At 40.4% G+C, this 16578-nt stretch carries 25 protein-coding genes and 2 pseudogenes; 20 read left to right on the top strand and 7 right to left on the bottom strand.

What is annotated here, in order from left to right:
* The 3 genes and pseudogenes from AC075L_RS10855 to AC075L_RS10845 all read left to right on the top strand — a co-directional run.
* Positions 1–415 (top strand): 4Fe-4S binding protein (locus tag AC075L_RS10855; protein WP_476387672.1); only part of this gene is annotated, 415 nt, incomplete at its 5' end.
* Between the two features lie 3 nt (positions 416–418).
* A pseudogene (locus AC075L_RS10850) lies at positions 419–1366 on the top strand (SIR2 family NAD-dependent protein deacylase).
* Complete coding sequence (locus AC075L_RS10845) at positions 1363–2139, top strand: protein-ADP-ribose hydrolase (protein ID WP_476387671.1); 777 nt, start codon at positions 1363–1365, stop codon at positions 2137–2139. The pseudogene AC075L_RS10850 and the gene AC075L_RS10845 overlap by 4 nt, the downstream one beginning before the upstream one ends.
* A 253-nt stretch (positions 2140–2392) precedes the next feature.
* Here the strand turns inward: AC075L_RS10845 and AC075L_RS10840 are convergent, their stop codons facing one another.
* Entirely contained in the window at positions 2393–2629 is a 237-nt protein-coding gene (locus AC075L_RS10840; protein ID WP_005337274.1) for a DUF6061 family protein, read from the bottom strand.
* A gap of 311 nt (positions 2630–2940) precedes the next feature.
* Here AC075L_RS10840 and AC075L_RS10835 point away from each other — a divergent pair, with 311 nt between their 5' ends.
* Positions 2941–3408: a hypothetical protein gene (locus AC075L_RS10835; protein WP_476387670.1), complete on the top strand. Its 468-nt coding sequence runs from the start codon at positions 2941–2943 to the stop codon at positions 3406–3408.
* Between the two features lie 80 nt (positions 3409–3488).
* Here AC075L_RS10835 and AC075L_RS10830 read toward each other — a convergent pair whose 3' ends face one another.
* Positions 3489–4055 (bottom strand): flavin reductase family protein, encoded by a 567-nt coding sequence (locus tag AC075L_RS10830; RefSeq protein ID WP_476387669.1) that lies wholly within the window; start codon positions 4053–4055, stop codon positions 3489–3491.
* Positions 4056–4175: 120 nt separating this feature from the next.
* Here AC075L_RS10830 and AC075L_RS10825 point away from each other — a divergent pair, with 120 nt between their 5' ends.
* Complete coding sequence (locus AC075L_RS10825) at positions 4176–4514, top strand: winged helix-turn-helix transcriptional regulator (protein ID WP_476387668.1); 339 nt, start codon at positions 4176–4178, stop codon at positions 4512–4514.
* 93 nt (positions 4515–4607) lie between these two features.
* Here AC075L_RS10825 and AC075L_RS10820 read toward each other — a convergent pair whose 3' ends face one another.
* Both AC075L_RS10820 and AC075L_RS10815 read right to left on the bottom strand, forming a co-directional pair.
* Positions 4608–4745, bottom strand: coding sequence for a hypothetical protein (locus AC075L_RS10820; protein WP_476387667.1), 138 nt, complete (start codon positions 4743–4745; stop codon positions 4608–4610).
* Positions 4746–4846: 101 nt separating this feature from the next.
* Positions 4847–5200 carry a hypothetical protein gene (locus AC075L_RS10815; RefSeq protein ID WP_055060801.1) on the bottom strand — a complete coding sequence of 118 codons (354 nt, stop codon included), beginning with the start codon at positions 5198–5200 and terminating at the stop codon, positions 4847–4849.
* A gap of 115 nt (positions 5201–5315) precedes the next feature.
* On the opposite strand from AC075L_RS10815, the gene AC075L_RS10810 reads away from it, so the two are divergent.
* From AC075L_RS10810 to AC075L_RS10790, 5 genes and pseudogenes are all read left to right on the top strand, one after another.
* A complete protein-coding gene (locus tag AC075L_RS10810; protein WP_055060802.1) occupies positions 5316–5804 on the top strand; it encodes a leucine-rich repeat domain-containing protein in 489 nt (162 codons plus the stop codon).
* 359 nt (positions 5805–6163) lie between these two features.
* Positions 6164–6208 (top strand): annotated as a pseudogene (locus AC075L_RS10805) (hypothetical protein); the annotation flags it as partial.
* A 4-nt stretch (positions 6209–6212) separates the two neighbouring features.
* Positions 6213–6653, top strand: a complete 441-nt coding sequence (locus AC075L_RS10800; protein WP_476387666.1) for a transglutaminase domain-containing protein — start codon at positions 6213–6215, stop codon at positions 6651–6653.
* A gap of 217 nt (positions 6654–6870) precedes the next feature.
* Positions 6871–8607, top strand: a complete 1737-nt coding sequence (locus AC075L_RS10795; protein ID WP_476387665.1) for a BspA family leucine-rich repeat surface protein — start codon at positions 6871–6873, stop codon at positions 8605–8607.
* Between the two features lie 103 nt (positions 8608–8710).
* The gene (locus tag AC075L_RS10790) at positions 8711–9085 is read left to right on the top strand and encodes a hypothetical protein (protein WP_476387664.1); all 375 of its coding nucleotides are present in this window, start codon (positions 8711–8713) and stop codon (positions 9083–9085) included.
* A gap of 367 nt (positions 9086–9452) precedes the next feature.
* Here the strand turns inward: AC075L_RS10790 and AC075L_RS10785 are convergent, their stop codons facing one another.
* Entirely contained in the window at positions 9453–10157 is a 705-nt protein-coding gene (locus AC075L_RS10785) for a hypothetical protein (protein WP_476387663.1), read from the bottom strand.
* Positions 10158–10348: 191 nt separating this feature from the next.
* On the opposite strand from AC075L_RS10785, the gene AC075L_RS10780 reads away from it, so the two are divergent.
* The 9 genes from AC075L_RS10780 (at position 10349) to AC075L_RS10740 (ending at position 14596) form a co-directional block, all read left to right on the top strand.
* On the top strand, positions 10349–10843 hold the full coding sequence (locus AC075L_RS10780; protein ID WP_476387662.1) for a hypothetical protein: 495 nt from the start codon (positions 10349–10351) through the stop codon (positions 10841–10843).
* An 18-nt stretch (positions 10844–10861) separates the two neighbouring features.
* Positions 10862–11095 (top strand): hypothetical protein, encoded by a 234-nt coding sequence (locus AC075L_RS10775; protein ID WP_476387661.1) that lies wholly within the window; start codon positions 10862–10864, stop codon positions 11093–11095.
* 182 nt (positions 11096–11277) lie between these two features.
* The gene (locus tag AC075L_RS10770) at positions 11278–11868 is read left to right on the top strand and encodes a hypothetical protein (RefSeq protein WP_476387660.1); all 591 of its coding nucleotides are present in this window, start codon (positions 11278–11280) and stop codon (positions 11866–11868) included.
* Positions 11869–11870: 2 nt separating this feature from the next.
* Positions 11871–12098 carry a hypothetical protein gene (locus AC075L_RS10765; RefSeq protein ID WP_118567147.1) on the top strand — a complete coding sequence of 76 codons (228 nt, stop codon included), beginning with the start codon at positions 11871–11873 and terminating at the stop codon, positions 12096–12098.
* Positions 12099–12118: 20 nt separating this feature from the next.
* On the top strand, positions 12119–12640 hold the full coding sequence (locus AC075L_RS10760; protein ID WP_476387659.1) for a hypothetical protein: 522 nt from the start codon (positions 12119–12121) through the stop codon (positions 12638–12640).
* Positions 12641–12690: 50 nt separating this feature from the next.
* The gene (locus tag AC075L_RS10755) at positions 12691–13143 is read left to right on the top strand and encodes a JAB domain-containing protein (protein WP_476387658.1); all 453 of its coding nucleotides are present in this window, start codon (positions 12691–12693) and stop codon (positions 13141–13143) included.
* An 11-nt stretch (positions 13144–13154) separates the two neighbouring features.
* Positions 13155–13754, top strand: a complete 600-nt coding sequence (locus AC075L_RS10750) for a hypothetical protein (protein WP_476387657.1) — start codon at positions 13155–13157, stop codon at positions 13752–13754.
* Positions 13755–13996: 242 nt separating this feature from the next.
* On the top strand, positions 13997–14341 hold the full coding sequence (locus tag AC075L_RS10745) for a hypothetical protein (protein ID WP_476387656.1): 345 nt from the start codon (positions 13997–13999) through the stop codon (positions 14339–14341).
* Between the two features lie 90 nt (positions 14342–14431).
* Entirely contained in the window at positions 14432–14596 is a 165-nt protein-coding gene (locus AC075L_RS10740; RefSeq protein WP_476387655.1) for a hypothetical protein, read from the top strand.
* A 284-nt stretch (positions 14597–14880) separates the two neighbouring features.
* Here AC075L_RS10740 and AC075L_RS10735 read toward each other — a convergent pair whose 3' ends face one another.
* Together AC075L_RS10735 and AC075L_RS10730 are read right to left on the bottom strand one after the other, a co-directional pair.
* Positions 14881–15435: a relaxase/mobilization nuclease domain-containing protein gene (locus AC075L_RS10735; RefSeq protein WP_476387654.1), complete on the bottom strand. Its 555-nt coding sequence runs from the start codon at positions 15433–15435 to the stop codon at positions 14881–14883.
* On the bottom strand, positions 15422–15799 hold the full coding sequence (locus AC075L_RS10730) for a plasmid mobilization protein (protein WP_476387653.1): 378 nt from the start codon (positions 15797–15799) through the stop codon (positions 15422–15424). Before AC075L_RS10730 ends, AC075L_RS10735 begins: the two co-directional genes overlap by 14 nt.
* Positions 15800–16249: 450 nt before the next feature.
* Between AC075L_RS10730 and AC075L_RS10725 the strand changes: the two genes are divergently transcribed.
* Positions 16250–16578, top strand: a 329-nt coding sequence (locus AC075L_RS10725; protein WP_476387652.1) for an Abi family protein, incomplete at its 3' end; no start/stop codon positions are given.

Here is a 16578-nt window from a genome sequence, read left to right as displayed (position 1 = left end):
TCTGCAACAAAAAGACAAAATTGCAGTTTCTCTTCGTGGAAAAATAAAGAACATCGGGAAAAAGAATCTTGATATTATGTTTGATAGAAATCCATACATGAAGAAAATCTATCCGGGAGATACGAAAGACGCAATCGAAGTGTTTCAGCTGTATGAGGCACAGGGCGAGTATTTTGATATCAGCAATCCATCAAATATTGTGAGAGATACTATAACAATCGGAAAAGCAGAAGTTGTTCATACGGGGTATTTTGTTGGGAAAGACTGTATCGGATGTAAGTTGTGTTACTCGGTATGTCCGCAAAAATGCATTGATATATCTTCAGTTCCTGTTGTAATCAATCAGAATCATTGTCTGCATTGCGGAAGATGTGCAGAAATTTGTCCGAAGCAGTGTATTGAGAAAAGAGGTTAAGCTATGATCTTTAAGAAAATCAGAAAAGGGCATGCTGACTGGAGAAACTTTTTATGTAGTACTCCGGCAATGGATTATGTATTCCAAAAGGATGCATATGAAGACCAGATTGACAGGGCAGCAGAGAATATAAGAAATGCAGATTGTGTTATAATCGGGGCAGGGGCCGGGGCATCGACAGCTGCGGGAATCCAGTATGGCGATAAAAGGTTTACAGACAATTTTGCAGAATTTATAAAAAAATACGGTGGGCATTACATGACAGATATGTATGCAGCCGGATTTTATCCATATCCGTCTGAGGAGGCAAAGTGGGGATACTGGTCGCAAAACACGCATTGATGAACCGCTTTGATCCTCCGGCATTGCCACTTTATAACGAGCTTTATGATATTGTAAAGAACAAAGAATATTTTGTACTTACAACCAATGTGGATCATCAGTTTTATAAAGCGGGATTCAGATGGAAAAAGAATATTTGCAACACAGGGAGATTATGGAAAAATCCAGTGCCAGAAAGCCTGTCATCCAAAGACTTACGATGCAGAAGTTCTGTTTCGTAAAATGGATGAAGCGAGAAGAGACTGCCTGATTCCATCAGAACTTGTACCAAAATGTCCGGTGTGTGGCGGCAATATGGCTATGAATCTCCGTTGTGATAATTATTTTGTGGAAGATGAAGCGTGGCATGAGGCAGCCGACAAGTATGCGGGTTTTCTGGAACAGAATAAAGATAAAAAGGGTGTTCTTTTGGAACTTGGAGTTGGATTTAATACACCGATTATTATACGTTTCCCTTTTGAAAAGATGGTGAGGGAGAACTCGTCTTATAGTTTGATACGCCTGAATATGGATGAAGCGGTAGTTCCGGAAAGCTTCGGGGAACGTGCAATCGGTATTGGCGGTGATATGGCAAAGGCAATTACTGATATAAGGGGGCTGGTATTATGACACAGGATGAGCGAAGAGAATATCTGATTCAGTATCTTTTAAAAGAAGAAATACCGTTTGGCAGACAGAACATTCCTATGGATAAGCAGGGGCAGGAAAATCTGCTCCGCTCACTTATGAATGTCAGACCGCCAAGATCAATCAGTAATGATTTTTTGAAAATACAGGATGAGTATCTTACAGAAAGAAATAAAGAGCGTGGAATCACAGATGTTGACACGCTTGCACCTGTAAAATCCGATTCGAGATTATATATCTGGCAGGGTGATATTACCACTTTGAAATGTGATGCGATCGTGAATGCGTGTAACTCACAGATGCTTGGTTGTTTTTCACCGATGCATGCCTGTATTGATAACTTTATTCATACTTATGCTGGAATGGAACTTCGTCTGAAAATGCATGAGATTATGGCAAAGCAGGGGCATGAAGAAGAGACCGGCAAAGCAAAGATAACATCGGGCTACAATCTTCCGGCAAAATATATTCTTCATACGGTAGGACCTATTATACAATGGAAAGTCACAAAAGAGGATGAAGCACTGCTCGCAAGCTGTTACACAGAGTGCCTAAAGCTTGCAGCTGATACTGGTGTGGAATCTATTGCATTCTGTTGTTTGTCTACAGGTGTATTCCGTTTTCCACAGCAACGAGCTGCCGAGATTGCAACGTACACTGTAAAACAGTATCTTAACAAAGACAGCAGAATAAAAAAGGTAATCTTTAATGTGTTTAAGGATGAAGATTTAAAAATATACAGTGGATTGTTATAAGCGTCTGTTGAAATATCCTATATACCCTAATAAGCAAAAGGTACAGAATAAATTTATGATTAGACCTTGCTTCTGCCCCTTTGCTAATTTTTAAATTCTAATGAATTTTTTTATCTAACATTTTCTATATGGAAACTATCGTTGATGAATTTACATGGCAGAACCAGAATGGAAAACTCTAATAAATCTTAACAAAAGTTCTCCTTCAAAAATAGTAAGGGGGACTTTTATTATATGTTTTTAATAGGAAATATTAAAGTTCAAGTGAATCTTCCGCATCTACCCACATCTGCAAATTTCCATCAAGATATAACCTTGCATATTCTAATGGCTCATCAATTGCAAGAGATGTCAAAGCACATTCTGATCCAGGTGTAGTCTTTAAATTCTTTTCAGCTTCCCAGCAGTCAATGCGAAGCATATAGCCGGCACTGGTATAAACATCAATACTGTTGCACTGTGGATTGTATTCTGCAAATATTGTTCTCATCGTATCCCATCTCCTTATTATTCAATCAACCATTAATTGTAAAAATTAAGAAGCATTTCAATCAGTTCACCATGTCAGTTTTATTTTGTGTTATACTGTTTTATAGATTTTTCTTGCCCTTGTATTTGCCCTTATCAGAGTTCGTAAACACTGGTGGGACGATATAACACAAGGGAAACAATAAGGGAAAGCTCACCTGCGACAAATCCAGTGTTTTCAATGGTTTGCGGAGAATTTAATAACAAAATATAACAGTTATTAAATTTCTTAAAACAGGTGAAATCTCAATCGGGATTTCAGGAGGTGTTTTTATGCCACAAATGAATAAGGGAGGAAAATTTATTTTCGGGAAATCACTCATTCGGACGGATGGAACATTGCGGATTCCACCGCAGGCAATGGAAGAATATCACATTGCAGATGAAGAAAAAGTATATCTTTTTACCGGAAGTAAGATTACCGGTGGCTTCTGCGTCACCCGAAAAGGCCTTTTGCATCCGTCAAAACTTGGTCACATTTTGGACGATACTCCACCGTTGCTTGACTACTCAGCAGGTTCTGGCGAATTTATCAAATACAAGGGGCGTTCCTACTGCTGGGTAGAGATTTCACAGGAGGGGCAAATTCTTCTTACGAAGAAAATGATGGATTTTTTGAAGGTGAGACCCGGAATGGAGCTGCTCTCTATCCGCAGTAGCGACATCGCGTTTACGATGGGAGCTAAAGGACCGCTATTGGAAAAAGCAGAAAACTATGATGGTGAAATTCCGCTTTTTTAAGTGTAACAATTTGAATTTGTGAAATCCACATATTTTAAGAAGGAGCCTTCGCTAATGCGAAAGCTCCTTTTCTGCACACCTTACTTTTTCAGCTTTAAGCCATCTTGGAATGCTTCGCCCACACGCTCGGTGACTTTATAATAGCCGTGGGTGTAGGGGTCAAATGCGATGGCGTTGACCTTAGATATATCAATTTTTCCATCCACCATAACGCTCTCATCGGCAGTGACATTGATCACCTTGCCGATGACGCCGCATCCGTATTCATTGTTCTGATACTCGATGAACCTGCACTCCAGGCAGAGCGGGAACTCGTTAATGACAGGGGCATCGACGGCTTCTGCTTTACTTGCGGTCAGACCGCTGCGGGCAAATTTGTCGAAAACCTTATTTCCGGATTCCACGCCGAAATAGTCTGCTTCCACTATGTGGGCAGCATCGGCAATGCTGACGGTGAATGCTCCCCGTGCCTTGATGTTCTGCACGGTCTTATGAGTCTCGGTGAGGTTTAAGGCGACGGTGTCCCGCTCCTGCATGGTGCCCCATGCGGCGTTCATGACATTCACGCTGCCGTCCTCGTTATAAGTCGCAACCATCAGAACCGGCATGGGGAAAATGCCTTCGGTTATTTTCAGTTTTGTTCTCATGATAACTTCTCCTTGTGATCAGATTGACAGGACTGTTCATCCTGCTTATAATTATAACCGAGTAAAACAGAAATTCAAGTACTGTCTATTATGATAGGTACTATCTTAGGAGAAAGTGAAATGATAAAGAATTATATCGAGAACGCCAATTTCGAGGACACCGGCTTTGCCTACACGCTGTCGCTGATCTCCGGCAAGCACAAGATGGCCATTCTTTACTGCCTGATGGAGTTTGAGACGGTGCGATTCAATGAACTGAAACGGTATCTGAAAACCATTTCCGACAAAACTCTCAGCACGAATCTCAAGGAGCTGGAAGCGGATAAACTGATCGTCCGCACCGAGTATCCGCAGATTCCGCCGAAGGTAGAATATGCACTTTCGGAGCGTGGGAAATCGCTGATGATTGTGCTGGATCAGCTCTGTGTCTGGGGCGAGGAGAATCGACTGACAGAGTGATAAATTCCAGTTTGGAGAATTGAGAAAATCGGTATTTATTGAACTACAAGCCTCTTGCTACATTTCTGTAGCAAGGGGCGTTTTGGTATATCTTTATTCTTTCATCAGCGGTGTACCAGTGTGCCATGCTTGACCGACTTTCTCACCGATGGCATAGTAGCCGTTGCGGAACTGGTCGAATACAAAGGCGTTCAGCTTTGTGGCATCGACCTTGCCTGTTTCGTCCAACACAGACTCGTCTGCCAAAACCCCGATAATTTCTCCGTTGTAGTGGAGCAGCTTACAGAAGCCCTGCTCGTATGTATACCACATGTTTATCCGGAAAACAAATATCAGAACCCTTCTTTCAGTTTCCCCTCTGCATCCTCCGTCCATACAGCCTTATAATAATAGGCAGGTCCTGTTTCCAGATCTAATACGCTCCAGTATATGTCATATCCCTTCTTCAGGAAATAATCGATATGTTCCTGCCTCATCGGATAAGGCTCGGAACTGACCAGATCACAGTATTCCTTGCCTCTCTTCTTGGCTGCATCTACTTTTTTTATATAATCCATCATCTGATATTTTGCAGTCTCTCTGTAATTCTCCTTTGCATTGGGAAGATGTATCGGTTTCTTCTTTCCCTCTTCCTGTTCGAATGCATTTACCCAATTATTAAAAAGTTCCGAAAATATACTTCCCATCCACGGCTCCTCCTTTGCTCGTATTTAAGGACAAAATGATAAACAGACGGATTTTTAAATCCCTCTGACGTTCCTCATATTTTTGTACGAACAAAAACGAAAGGAGAGGATTCTTATGTTAGAACAATGGATCAAAGAAAATGCAAATATGAAGGATGGAGGAAGCGTAGCTGTCATTAACGACGACGTATGGATACTGCCACCCAGATGTTTTTCTAACATGCCTGGATTAAAAAAAGTGATCCTTCCATACAATCTTCGAAAGATAGGAGCTTTTTCATTTGCTGGATGCAGGAGCCTGGAAGTGATCGACATTCCGCGGCAGGTTGTCCTCATTGACGATGGAGCCTTCTATGGCTGCTGTTCCTTAAAAGCAATCAACATTCCGGATAATGTGGTCGGGATCGGTTCGATGGCGTTTGCCGGAACTGATCTTAATACTATTACGCTCCCCAAGAGTGTCCGGTACATAGATGACGGAGCATTTGCCGATTGCCCAAGAATCAACCAGATTTCTTTGCCAGAAAATCTCTACGACATACCGTATGAAAAACAGCGTATGATCTTTGTCTCAAATCCAGATATCATACCATCTTGCGACTAAGGGTTACCATTAGTGCTCTGAGATCCCATATACATCCGCGGCTGAAACTGCTGCGGATTTTTTTTACTGACAAATGCACCAGGGCATGGATAGACTTTCCAAACGAAATTCCGTTCCAGACGGCTACGAATGAAATCAAGGCTGACATCATCTTCCAGCCGTTTGAAACAGCCAGAGAATATCATGTAAACGACAAAAGATATTTTAGGTAATATATTTGAACATTACATCGAAACTCAGGGATAGTAAAACCTACCCTAAAGGGTCGTTGCTTCTTTGTTTTTTTGGTGAAATTAAGACGGGAGAAGCTATCCTCAATATTATGGAATGGACACTACTATACGATATATGATTCCTCTATGGACTGGGAGAGTGCAAAAAAATACTGTAAAAAGCAGGGAGGTCACCTTGTCACAATTACAAGCAAAGAAGAACAAGAAAAAATCTGTTCACATCCGTAAAGGAATGTCAGATTATGACAGTGTACTGACTGCATATAATTATCTCCGCAGCAACTGCAGCTACGCTTATAGGGGCTGGCAGTATAATTATGCAAACACCGCCTGGGGTGCATTGGTATATGGAGAAGCACAATGCTCCGGATATGCCAGAGCCATGAAAGCACTCTGTGATGCAATCGGAGTAGACTGCAGATATGTACACGCAGACTCCAAGGCAAGTAACCCAAGCCACCAGTGGAATCAGGTAAGAGTTGGTGGCAAATGGTATATTCTGGATGCGCAGTCAGGCGGATTCCTGCTTGGCAGCCGGACATGGAAGAATAAGGCAGGTATGTCATGGGACACCAAAGGATTACCAACCTGCAGTGTGACGGATTACAAAAAGTGATCAGAATGGAAAGAGGCTTCAGTTTATATAACTGGAGTCTTTTTTTTGTGTCTAAAAATACCTTTTCATATTTGTTCTCCGCGGAAAAACCACTTTTGCATATCCATTTATCCAATTTTTCCCGGGGCAATGCCTCCGCGGAGGAGAAATGTTCTTAATTTTTCTTCCAATTTTTTTTATATTATCCCCAAAATGAATTTCAGGAGGTATATGTGTAATGAAGTTAAAAAAATTGGTTCCGAGAATACTAATCGGAGCAACTATGGTTGCTATGATGGCAGTACCCGTATCTGCAAGTAATATTAATTCTGGTAGTACCCCCCCCCCGATAGAATTTACGAAAATTAGTAGTACCAGTGCGGATAGCAGTTCTGGAGGTGACAGTGGGAAAGTTTACGACTTTAAGGATTCCAAAACTTCCGGAGTAAAAACAGTTACAAAGGTTTGGGATGACAGTTTATCCATTGATGAAAGGCCAGTTCCAGATGTTTCTATCAGTACAGCGAAACCAGGCAAAAATCCACTGGGTTATACTATTACCTATCATGGAAATGGACTGACTTTCGCAGATGGAAGCTCAGAAAATGAGATTATTGTAAACAGTTCTGGAAAAATCGTATCTGGTCAGTATAGGCTTCCAGGAAATACCTCTGTCGCATGGTATTCAGATTCTCAATGCACTTCAAAAATTGAAACAGATAATAATGGTTTGCCTATAACAGGGATTTTTTCTGATTTAGATTTGTATGCTAAGCCCAAAGCTTTTATCATCAAGGGCGGCATATCATCTGAATACTCAAATGAGTTTAGAGATTTAATTCCTGATACTGCTACATCTGTAGTGTTTACTGATGAAACTATGCCTATATCTGCAACCTTAATAGATGTAGATGCAGACGGAGATGGCGGAGTGATAGCATGGATGGACGAAGGAACGATGAAAGTTTCTTCTCAAGTTCCTGGTCAGAAAGTGGTTGCTGCCGTGGATAGTTCTTATATGTTTGCCGAAAAAGAGAACTTGTCTTTTATAGATTTCAGCAATCTGGATTTTTGCGGTGTTACTAATATGGAGGGCATGTTTTTTGTGTGCACAGGACTTACCAGCCTCAATCTTACGCCTCTAAATACCAGTAGTGTAACAATTATGAGTAATGTATTTAGTAATTGTATTAACCTTACAAATCTAAACTTGTCATCATTTGATACCAGTAAGGTTACAGATATGTCAGGTCTTTTTTATCACTGCCTTTCGCTTACGAACTTGAAAGTATCATCCTTAAATACAAATAATGTTATTAATATGAAAAATATGTTTTACAACTGCAAAAAACTTACAGAACTCGATCTATCATCTTTTGATACCAGTAATGTTACCAATATGTATAGAATGTTCAGTGGCTGCTCCAGTCTCACCAATCTTGATTTATCTCCCTTGGATACCAGTAAAGTTACCGACATGAGTTTCATGTTTGAAAATTGTTCCGGACTTATAGGTCTCAATTTATCTAGCTTAAACACTGACAATGTCACTACCATGCTCAGCATGTTCAAGAGTTGCAAAAATGTAGCCAATCTCGATTTATCATCTTTCAATACCTGTAAAGTTACAAATATGGATAGTATGTTTTACGACTGTCCTGGACTTACATCTCTTACTTTGTCGTCGTTCAATACTGATAATGTTACAAGTATGGGAGACATGTTCTGGAATTGTTCTGGAATTGTAAGCCTCAACTTATCATCTTTTAATACTGAAAAAGTCACAGATATGGGCTATATGTTCGAGAGATGTTATGGACTAACAAATATATCTCTTGGTGATAAATTTTCATTTACTGATTATTATTATCTTCCCTCCGGCACCTGGTACGCCTCCGACGGAACTGCCTACACCTCCGACGGCACCACCTGCACGATACCAAACAACAAAGCAGACACCTACACCCGTAAATAATATATCCCCACTTCAGGCTGTTCTCCTTACGAGCAGCCTGATTTTTTGTTTCCTTTATTTTTTTTCATATTTTCAAGTACAAAAAAACGAAAGGAGAATGCATATGGGATATAACTACAGAGAATCAGGATATGGACGTTGCGACTACCTTATAGTCACAAAAAAAGGAAAAGAAGAGGGCAGACTTCCAGATGGTATTGTCATATTAACTGGACAGCTTTATGCTGATCCGGAATTTAAGGCCTGGCTTCCAACAGCAGAAGAAAAAGGCTACCATGTGTTTGTTGCCAAACACTGTGAGAATGAACGAGAGCTTACACATATTTCCAAAAATGGATTTGTTAATCGTTTCGGCTTCTTCATTACTAAAGCAAATATGTTTGAAAATGGCGATTCTGATTATGACATCGGAAGTGGAAGCTGGTTCAGACGAAAAAATGCCCCCACCTTCAAGGAAGCACTGAAACATCTTGGTTAAACTAATCCGGAGTTTATCCGGGAAATTGTTGGCAGAGGTTTTTCCGCGGAAGATTCTATAAAGTTAGTTCCGGAAGCAGCCGGTTATTTTCCAGAAAACTGAATATGTGAATAATTGTTTTGGGACAGAAATATATCTGTCCCATTTTTTTGTTCTTACAGATGTTCTTCGTAATACATATATACAAAAAACGATAGGAGATCAGTCATACACAAAAAATACAGATTTTAAAAAAAACATTAATTCTGTAGAAAGAATCAGATGTAGAACATATATCAGAATCAGAAAACACAATCGCCAAAAAAGACGCAACCCTATACTATGGATTACGTCCTTCTTTGGTGATCGCAGTTAAATCTGGGGCAAATTATTTAAAAATAATCGTGCATTCTATCGTCTGTTTTGTTTTCTGATCATATGCAAAAACAGTCAGGAACATATTTTTGTTTGCAACCTTAAAGGTATCTCCATCATTAAGCCAGGTTCCTAATTCGCATCCTTTTGGATCATTGAGCTTGCGTGTACTGATATTCCATCCGTCTTTACCTTTTATCTGTAGTTTCAGTTCTTTGTTTTTATACTTGTCATAACTCAACACATAGTGTGCATTTTTGTTGAACTTGGATGTCAGATTCATGGAACCGATTTTGAAAGAAGATAATGGATTGACATATTTTTTTACTATAACTTTTTGTTTGTAGGTATCTTTTCCTTTCTTATAGGAAACCACCGCGGAGCCTGTTTTCTTTGCTTTCATGAAGTAAGCAGAAAAAGAATCAGGATTTGTCTGTGTCAGCATATATACCTTTCTGGAAATAAGGCTTACCACAGATGTTTTGGAAGATTTAAAAGAGGACGTTCCCCAATTCATATAGGAATCCGTATTTACCACCGTTTCGTTTGCCGTAGCAAATATCCTTCTGTTTGCATTGTAGTGTAATGACTTAGAAGGATACAAAGTTAGTGTCTGAGCAGGTTTTGTAATAGTTTTCGCCTGCACACACATGGCACCGGTCAGAACCATTGTCAGAGCCAGAAATGCCACTAAGAGTTGCTTAAAATGTCTTTTCATTCAATTTTTCCTCCTTTTTTGTAGTACATATACTTTCATTATAATCCTATTTTCCGTATCTGCAAGTATTTAAGGATATTTTTTAAATATATTGTCTCTTATAAGCCTGATTGTCGTCCGTACAGTCTGATTTTTGTTTTTTTCCTTCTTTGTCATATTTTTTTTGCAAATAAAAACGAAAGGAGAAAAAAATGAATAAGGAAGAATCAGACCAAAAGTATGGCTGGCGTATCCATGACGATCCTGTAAGAGCAACAGAGATCGGTGTGAGTGTCTGCCCTGTATGCAGGGAGAGCAGCAAGCTGGTCCAGCGTCAGACCTCAGGCTTCAAAAACATCCTGTCCGTCTGCAGACATGGGCATACCTGTGAGATCGTCAAGGCCGTATATGAAAAGTATCAGGTCGGTGACCGCATCCGCAGATATGAATCCACTTTTGGTAAGGATGCTACTGTGCGCCTGAACTGCTATACCGAAGGGGTGATTGAGAAGTCATATCCCAGTCTGGTTGACTGGCTGTTCGACTACCGAATTGACAAGTGCGTGAGTAATGGAACAGAAATAAAAGCCCCGGCATGGATCATCGGACATCTGTCAGTTGGCACTTACCATCACGACAGACACGTCGTTTTGTTGCAAAACGCCGTTCCTACAATAACGTATACACAAGAGAATTTGATTCTGTAAATACAGGAGGATAAATTTATGAGAGATATTCACAAACAAAGGATTATTCAGACAGCAATACGTGAATATAAGGAGTCTGTTCTTTTTGGTTTCAGCCCAAGTGCACCTCACGCCATCAATATGATGGAGGAGGCTTTGCATATGTGCAGACCTTACAATGTGCTGGGTATTTCTGTATTAGAAAATACCTTAAAAGAAGCTAAGAAAAAATACGAAAAAGAATTATCCGGGACTGACAGACTGGATGTTTGATTTCCGTATCGACAAATGCGTAGGAAATGGATAGGAGATAACAGCTCCCGCCTGGATTATCGGACACTTGTCCGTTGGCAGATCCCATCACGACAAAAGTGTCGTCCTGATGAGAAAAGCTATACCTGTGGTGACCTTCACCCAGAGAAACTGGAAAACATTTTATAACAAAGGAGAAAAACATGATCAAAAAAGAAAACAAGTCTGAGTTTATTGGGCAGATAATGGACATTTTCGAGGATTTCCTGGATGAGTACGGGATTAAAATTCCTCAAAAAGAAGGAGAGGAAGGCTGTGGTCCAGATACTCCGGCAAATCTGTGCGGAAAAGCTTATGATAACCTGGCAGAACATCTGGAGACATTTTTTCACAGGTGGGGAGTCATAAAAGATGAACACCCACAGATAGAGTATCTCTTCACATTATCCCTGAACGGGGTCAAATGCAACGGAACTATCTCCGTAAAAGCAGAGGATCCGGATGAGGCTTACAGAAAGGCACAGAATCTGGCAGAAACAGAACTTTGCATTTCCTTTCCATCTTTGGATATTCCATATGATGTAGAACCGGTTGAGGAAGAGGGATATCCCCTTTACTCCATTATCTCTGAACTTCTGCCTTTTTCAACAGAACAAAAGGTTGTTTCAACTTCTGACAAAGCAGATGCTGATGCTCTTTTTGAAAAAGCATGCAGAGATAATTCGGCTGTCAAACTGACAGTTCAGACCAGTTCCAAGGCATCCCCGGCAATCCTTAAGAAATGGAGCATCTGATTTTGCGAAAAAAAGAGAAAAACATGAGCTGGCTTCCGGAGAAGTGTATCTCCGCGGAGCTGGCACACAGGACCAAGTACAGCACATTGAGACGGGCTCTGGACGGGAATAAGATTTCCGTTGTTGTCCGTGGGTACTGCTGGTATACGAAAAACTGCCCAAAACGGTTTCTGGGCATGATCAGGCGGGAGATGAAAAGACTGTATCCCCGCTTCGAATACACTTATTAAGTACAGAGGAGGAAAATAATATGACAGGTTACAGATGCGAAGAGTTTTTTGGAGAGGGTCGCCGAGATGCGGCGTCCGTAATGGCATACGAGACATTTGTATTGGAGAATACAGATATTCTGGATTACCTGATCAAATCCGATCTTATCGGTGAGACTATGAAGGAGCTTCTTTTTGTTTATAAAACCCTCATGAAAGAAGGAAAGCTTATCTATACCGGTTTCGATACAGACTACGAAGAGATGCTTTACCGGTATCGTAATAATGAAAAAGACCGGGTAGAGTTCTTTGAGGAAGTTCTTGACGATATCCGTAAAGCGACAGGTGTTAATGTCAGATTCTGTCTGTGGCTCTATGACAGTCCGCAGGAGTGCCTTGATTCCCATAATGCAGATCAGGCAAAACACCTCAAAGAGTTTGAGTTCGATATGTATGATACTTCTGACATTGTCCTGGCTGATCTTGGCAAAAAAGGAAAGCTGTACGGGTATGAAAAACTGCCCGAGGCTTCCTGTTCTGTCCAGATGGAAAATAACTTATAACTGCTACTGCGGAGGTTTACTCCGCGGTATTTAAAACAAAGGAGAAAAGCATGTATATTATTGACACGTATCTTGATAAAGACCGGCTTCCCGTTCTTGAGAAAAAAGAACTCTGCCGGGAAACACAGACACTTAATTCGCCGGATATGACCTTCGATTTCCTTAACCGGTATTTCCGTCTCAAAGACCGGACGGAAGAATACATATATCTTCTGGCATTTGACAAAAAGTGTCATCTGATTGGGGTTTTTGAGCTTTCCCACGGTACTGTGGACAGTTCGCTCATCACTTCGCGGGAGGTATTTATGAAGGCTCTGCTCTGCGGAGCTTCCGGTATCATCCTTGCACACAACCATCCGAGCGGAGATGTTTCTCCCTCAAAAATGGATATGCAGGTAATGACAAATATCAAAGATGCCGGTGAGATACTTTCTGTACCGCTGCTAGATTTCATCATCTGCGGAGAGTGCTATTATTCAGCTAAAGAGGAAGGCTGCCTATAAGGAGAAAAATTATGCTGTTAGAAGAATTTGAGAAAAGGACCAATATTTTTGTACCAGGAGAGTATTTCGACGTGATCCATCAGTTCTACATGGATACAGAGATGGATAAAGACCAGTTTTGTGAGGCGTATAAGAATAATACCGACAATCTGGCTGTTAAGATCAAAATGGCTTATGTCGAGAAACGGACCAGAGAACAGGTCGCTGTATGCCACCGTCTGGAAGCGGAAGAGAAAAAATGGCAGAACACAGTAAAAGAACTGAGATCAGAGATTGCGCTGTTAACCAGAAGACTGGAGCGTGAGCAGGAATGGAAGCCATATGAAGATGTATCAGGCCGGTTTTATGAGAACATTTCCAACAATGGTGTTTCCCCGGCTTCTGACGAGGAGACGGTACGGTTTGTCTCCACGCACTTCGGATTCGATATGACGAAGATCTCCATCAAAAGAGTAAAACCTCTGTATGAGATCAACCGTCACCAGCAGCTGCGTCAGACTGGAGTAACCGCCAGAAACCCATATATCTTTGCTTCAGACTGGAACTATGTATACTTCTCGTCCATGGACATCGACTATGAGATCCTGAATGGTAAGATTATTCCTTTATAATACGAAACGGCATTTCTTTTGAGAGATGCCGTTTTTCATTTTTCCATTTTTTTCTTCATATTATATATTGGCATACATAATCTCAAATATTAATCTATGAGAAAAGTGAATTCGAATTCACTTTTTTGCCGTTGACCGGACAGTCCTGAAACGGTATAATCGGTTTGTTCTGCGTTTTTTCGTGTGAGCAGAAGCGCAGGAGAAGATCGGTTAAACTATTCTCAAAAACGAAGGAGGATATTATGGCATATACAGATGAAGAGATCATGGCACTGGTCAAAGAACGTGGTATATTGCAGTACTCCATGCTGATGGCAAGGTTTCATATTTCCAGTGTGGAAGCAAAAAATATCGTTTCTGACTACATTTCCAAAGGTATCGTGGATGAGGACGGGAGATATGGAAAAAAGTCCGAGTGTTCCTGGAAACGTTTCTCTCCGAAAACGATCGCCGAGATCAACAGCGAATCCGAAACTCAGGAAGAAGCTGTAAAGGAAACTCCGCGGAAGAGAAAAAAAATCTCGGATACAAAAACCTCGGATACAAAAATCCGTCAGGATCCAAATGGACAGTTGTCATTTTTCTGATCAAAACATCCTTCGGGCTGTTTTTTTTCATGCCAGATTTCCTCCTTCATTTTTCCTGTATCATTTAGAAAAAATGAAGGAGGAAATAACATGAGTATCAAATGCAGTTTCTGCGGAATCGACCAATCTGAATGCAGATGGATCTTCAGTTCTTCAACTTCAAACGGCAAACATTATATATGTGACAAATGTATCGGAAAGATTTCTTCCCAGATTGAGGAATTAAAACTGGAATACTCTGAGGAAAAAGGATAGCTGTAGCGGTTGCGGCTGATCTTGAAGATGATATGATATTTTTCATCAAGGATTTTTGCAAATTCTTCTGGTGACTTGGCGGTGCTTGCAGCATCGTCAATTGCATCCCGGAGAAACTGTTTCTCTGTCTGATAGCGAGTCTCTTTTGGAGTGATACCATCTTCAAGCATTTTCTGATTGAGCTTGTCAAGTTTTTCCTGTCCACGACGCTGTGCCCAGTATTCTTTTTCTGTGATTTTTCTTTCAGCAGGAGAGAGCAGATCAACTTGATGCAGGCCCTCTTTCTAGCACATATCCATAATGTCTTGCTTTAAGTGAGCAAGGTAGGTGGTGCTTAGGTGATGTTTATATCCGGCTTTTGATTCGCAGTTAAATTCCATATAGGGTTTTTGAGGTACATCATATTTACGAAGGCTGTTGATTACAATATGTACATGAATATTGCCGCTTTCATTATGACCGTCTGTATGTGTGCAGACTAAAGCCTGATGACCGGGAAAGTGCTTCTTTGCAAAAGTCGGTCCAAGTTGCTGTGCCCGTTCACCGGTCAGTCCACATTCCTCTCTATCTTTCGGGTCAAAACTGATAATGTAATGATGAGACTTGATCTCATTGAAATTTTTATTTTTATGGTAATAGCTGTTTAGTTCCTGACATTCAGATGCAAAACTAAAAGGATCACAGTTCAGACCGTCCAGATAATATTCATCTCGTAATATCATATGCCCCTCATCATCGACGATTGGCTTTTGAGTGTATTTATTATGCTGAAAGATGAGATACCTTTCTGATTCTCCATAGTCAGCATTTTTACTTGCGATATGTTTAATCACTGCCACGAAAATCACCTGTCATTCTCATCACTTCATATTTTATTTCATAAATATCCCGGAGAGCTTTTTTTATTTCTGTTCTCATTTCAGAGGAGATAATTCCACCTTGATTAAAATATCGGGCAATCTGGTTGAGGTTGCTTCCTATCTTTCCACATTCACTAATCAGCTTTTTTATTTCTGGAACATCTGCAATAATTTCATATTTGATAATAACATTCTGGTTATCCAAAGCATTGCGGATAAAATCAGAAACAGTCATGTTGGATGTATTGGCTCTTTCCAAAAGAATTTCATATTCCGTTTTGCTCATACGCAGGTGAACGTCTTTGATCTTGGTAAGTGATTCGTCTTTTTGGGGTCTTGTCATTAAATGCTCCTTTCTGCACATAGATTCCGCCCAAGAAAAGGAAAATTTTACAGCTTGCTGTGAAAGCCAATGATGGAGAAGCATCACGCTGTGACCATGTAAATGGAAACCAATATGCATATCTTTGATTGCAGTCGAGGGTATGAGGAAACGAAATCCCCATCAAGTTGCAAGTGGCCAGTAACCCCGGAGAGGGTTATTGTGTTACATTGCGAAACTTGCTCTAAGAATGTTTGCTCCTATATATAAGCCGATTTTTTGAAAAAAAGAGAAAGTAATAGTATATATCTGCGATTTTTTGAAAAAAGTAGTTGATGATTTACTTCTTATGTGCTAATATAATTATAGACCGTAGGAAGGCAGGGGTCATGCCCGAATCCAAATATTCCATTGGCGGGATTAAGAATGGTATATCCATTCTTTTTTTTTACTATGAAAGAGGTGTTACAAATGCCAAATACAGAACAGCCGATAGATTTGGAAACTCAAGTTATGCTGATGAAGAAATATGTAAACTTTCGACAAAGAAGAAAGATGAGAGAGTTTCTTGGGTATGCTGGATATTTCAGAGCAAGTCGTTATGGAAAATACCTTTTAACACAGGTCAATGCGTTTGGAAGTAAGGCTGATTCAAAAGTTTTCTTTGATCTTTATAATTTTGATGTACAATTAAGATTGTTGCTGTTTAAGTATTGTAAAAAGGCGGAGATTCGTTTTAAAAGTGCCATAACCAATGCGGTTTCGTTAAAGACAGGAGATGCTGGCTTTTATTTGGATGA

The sequence above is a fragment of the Blautia sp. ZXY-1-B12 genome, from assembly GCF_056339915.1.
Note: the sequence above shows the minus strand (reverse complement) of the source record. Positions and strands in the feature narration are given on the sequence as shown.

Bases quoted from the DNA above. Each gene is read 5' to 3' on its own strand.
- AC075L_RS10845 (WP_476387671.1), top strand. From the start codon at position 1,363: ATGACACAGGATGAGCGAAGAGAATATCTGATTCAGTATCTTTTAAAA.
- AC075L_RS10840 (WP_005337274.1), bottom strand. From the start codon at position 2,629: ATGAGAACAATATTTGCAGAATACAATCCACAGTGCAACAGTATTGAT.
- AC075L_RS10835 (WP_476387670.1), top strand. From the start codon at position 2,941: ATGCCACAAATGAATAAGGGAGGAAAATTTATTTTCGGGAAATCACTC.
- AC075L_RS10830 (WP_476387669.1), bottom strand. From the start codon at position 4,055: ATGAGAACAAAACTGAAAATAACCGAAGGCATTTTCCCCATGCCGGTT.
- AC075L_RS10825 (WP_476387668.1), top strand. From the start codon at position 4,176: ATGATAAAGAATTATATCGAGAACGCCAATTTCGAGGACACCGGCTTT.
- AC075L_RS10815 (WP_055060801.1), bottom strand. From the start codon at position 5,200: ATGGGAAGTATATTTTCGGAACTTTTTAATAATTGGGTAAATGCATTC.
- AC075L_RS10810 (WP_055060802.1), top strand. From the start codon at position 5,316: ATGTTAGAACAATGGATCAAAGAAAATGCAAATATGAAGGATGGAGGA.
- AC075L_RS10795 (WP_476387665.1), top strand. From the start codon at position 6,871: ATGAAGTTAAAAAAATTGGTTCCGAGAATACTAATCGGAGCAACTATG.
- AC075L_RS10790 (WP_476387664.1), top strand. From the start codon at position 8,711: ATGGGATATAACTACAGAGAATCAGGATATGGACGTTGCGACTACCTT.
- AC075L_RS10785 (WP_476387663.1), bottom strand. From the start codon at position 10,157: ATGAAAAGACATTTTAAGCAACTCTTAGTGGCATTTCTGGCTCTGACA.
- AC075L_RS10780 (WP_476387662.1), top strand. From the start codon at position 10,349: ATGAATAAGGAAGAATCAGACCAAAAGTATGGCTGGCGTATCCATGAC.
- AC075L_RS10775 (WP_476387661.1), top strand. From the start codon at position 10,862: ATGAGAGATATTCACAAACAAAGGATTATTCAGACAGCAATACGTGAA.
- AC075L_RS10770 (WP_476387660.1), top strand. From the start codon at position 11,278: ATGATCAAAAAAGAAAACAAGTCTGAGTTTATTGGGCAGATAATGGAC.
- AC075L_RS10760 (WP_476387659.1), top strand. From the start codon at position 12,119: ATGACAGGTTACAGATGCGAAGAGTTTTTTGGAGAGGGTCGCCGAGAT.
- AC075L_RS10755 (WP_476387658.1), top strand. From the start codon at position 12,691: ATGTATATTATTGACACGTATCTTGATAAAGACCGGCTTCCCGTTCTT.
- AC075L_RS10750 (WP_476387657.1), top strand. From the start codon at position 13,155: ATGCTGTTAGAAGAATTTGAGAAAAGGACCAATATTTTTGTACCAGGA.
- AC075L_RS10745 (WP_476387656.1), top strand. From the start codon at position 13,997: ATGGCATATACAGATGAAGAGATCATGGCACTGGTCAAAGAACGTGGT.
- AC075L_RS10740 (WP_476387655.1), top strand. From the start codon at position 14,432: ATGAGTATCAAATGCAGTTTCTGCGGAATCGACCAATCTGAATGCAGA.
- AC075L_RS10730 (WP_476387653.1), bottom strand. From the start codon at position 15,799: ATGACAAGACCCCAAAAAGACGAATCACTTACCAAGATCAAAGACGTT.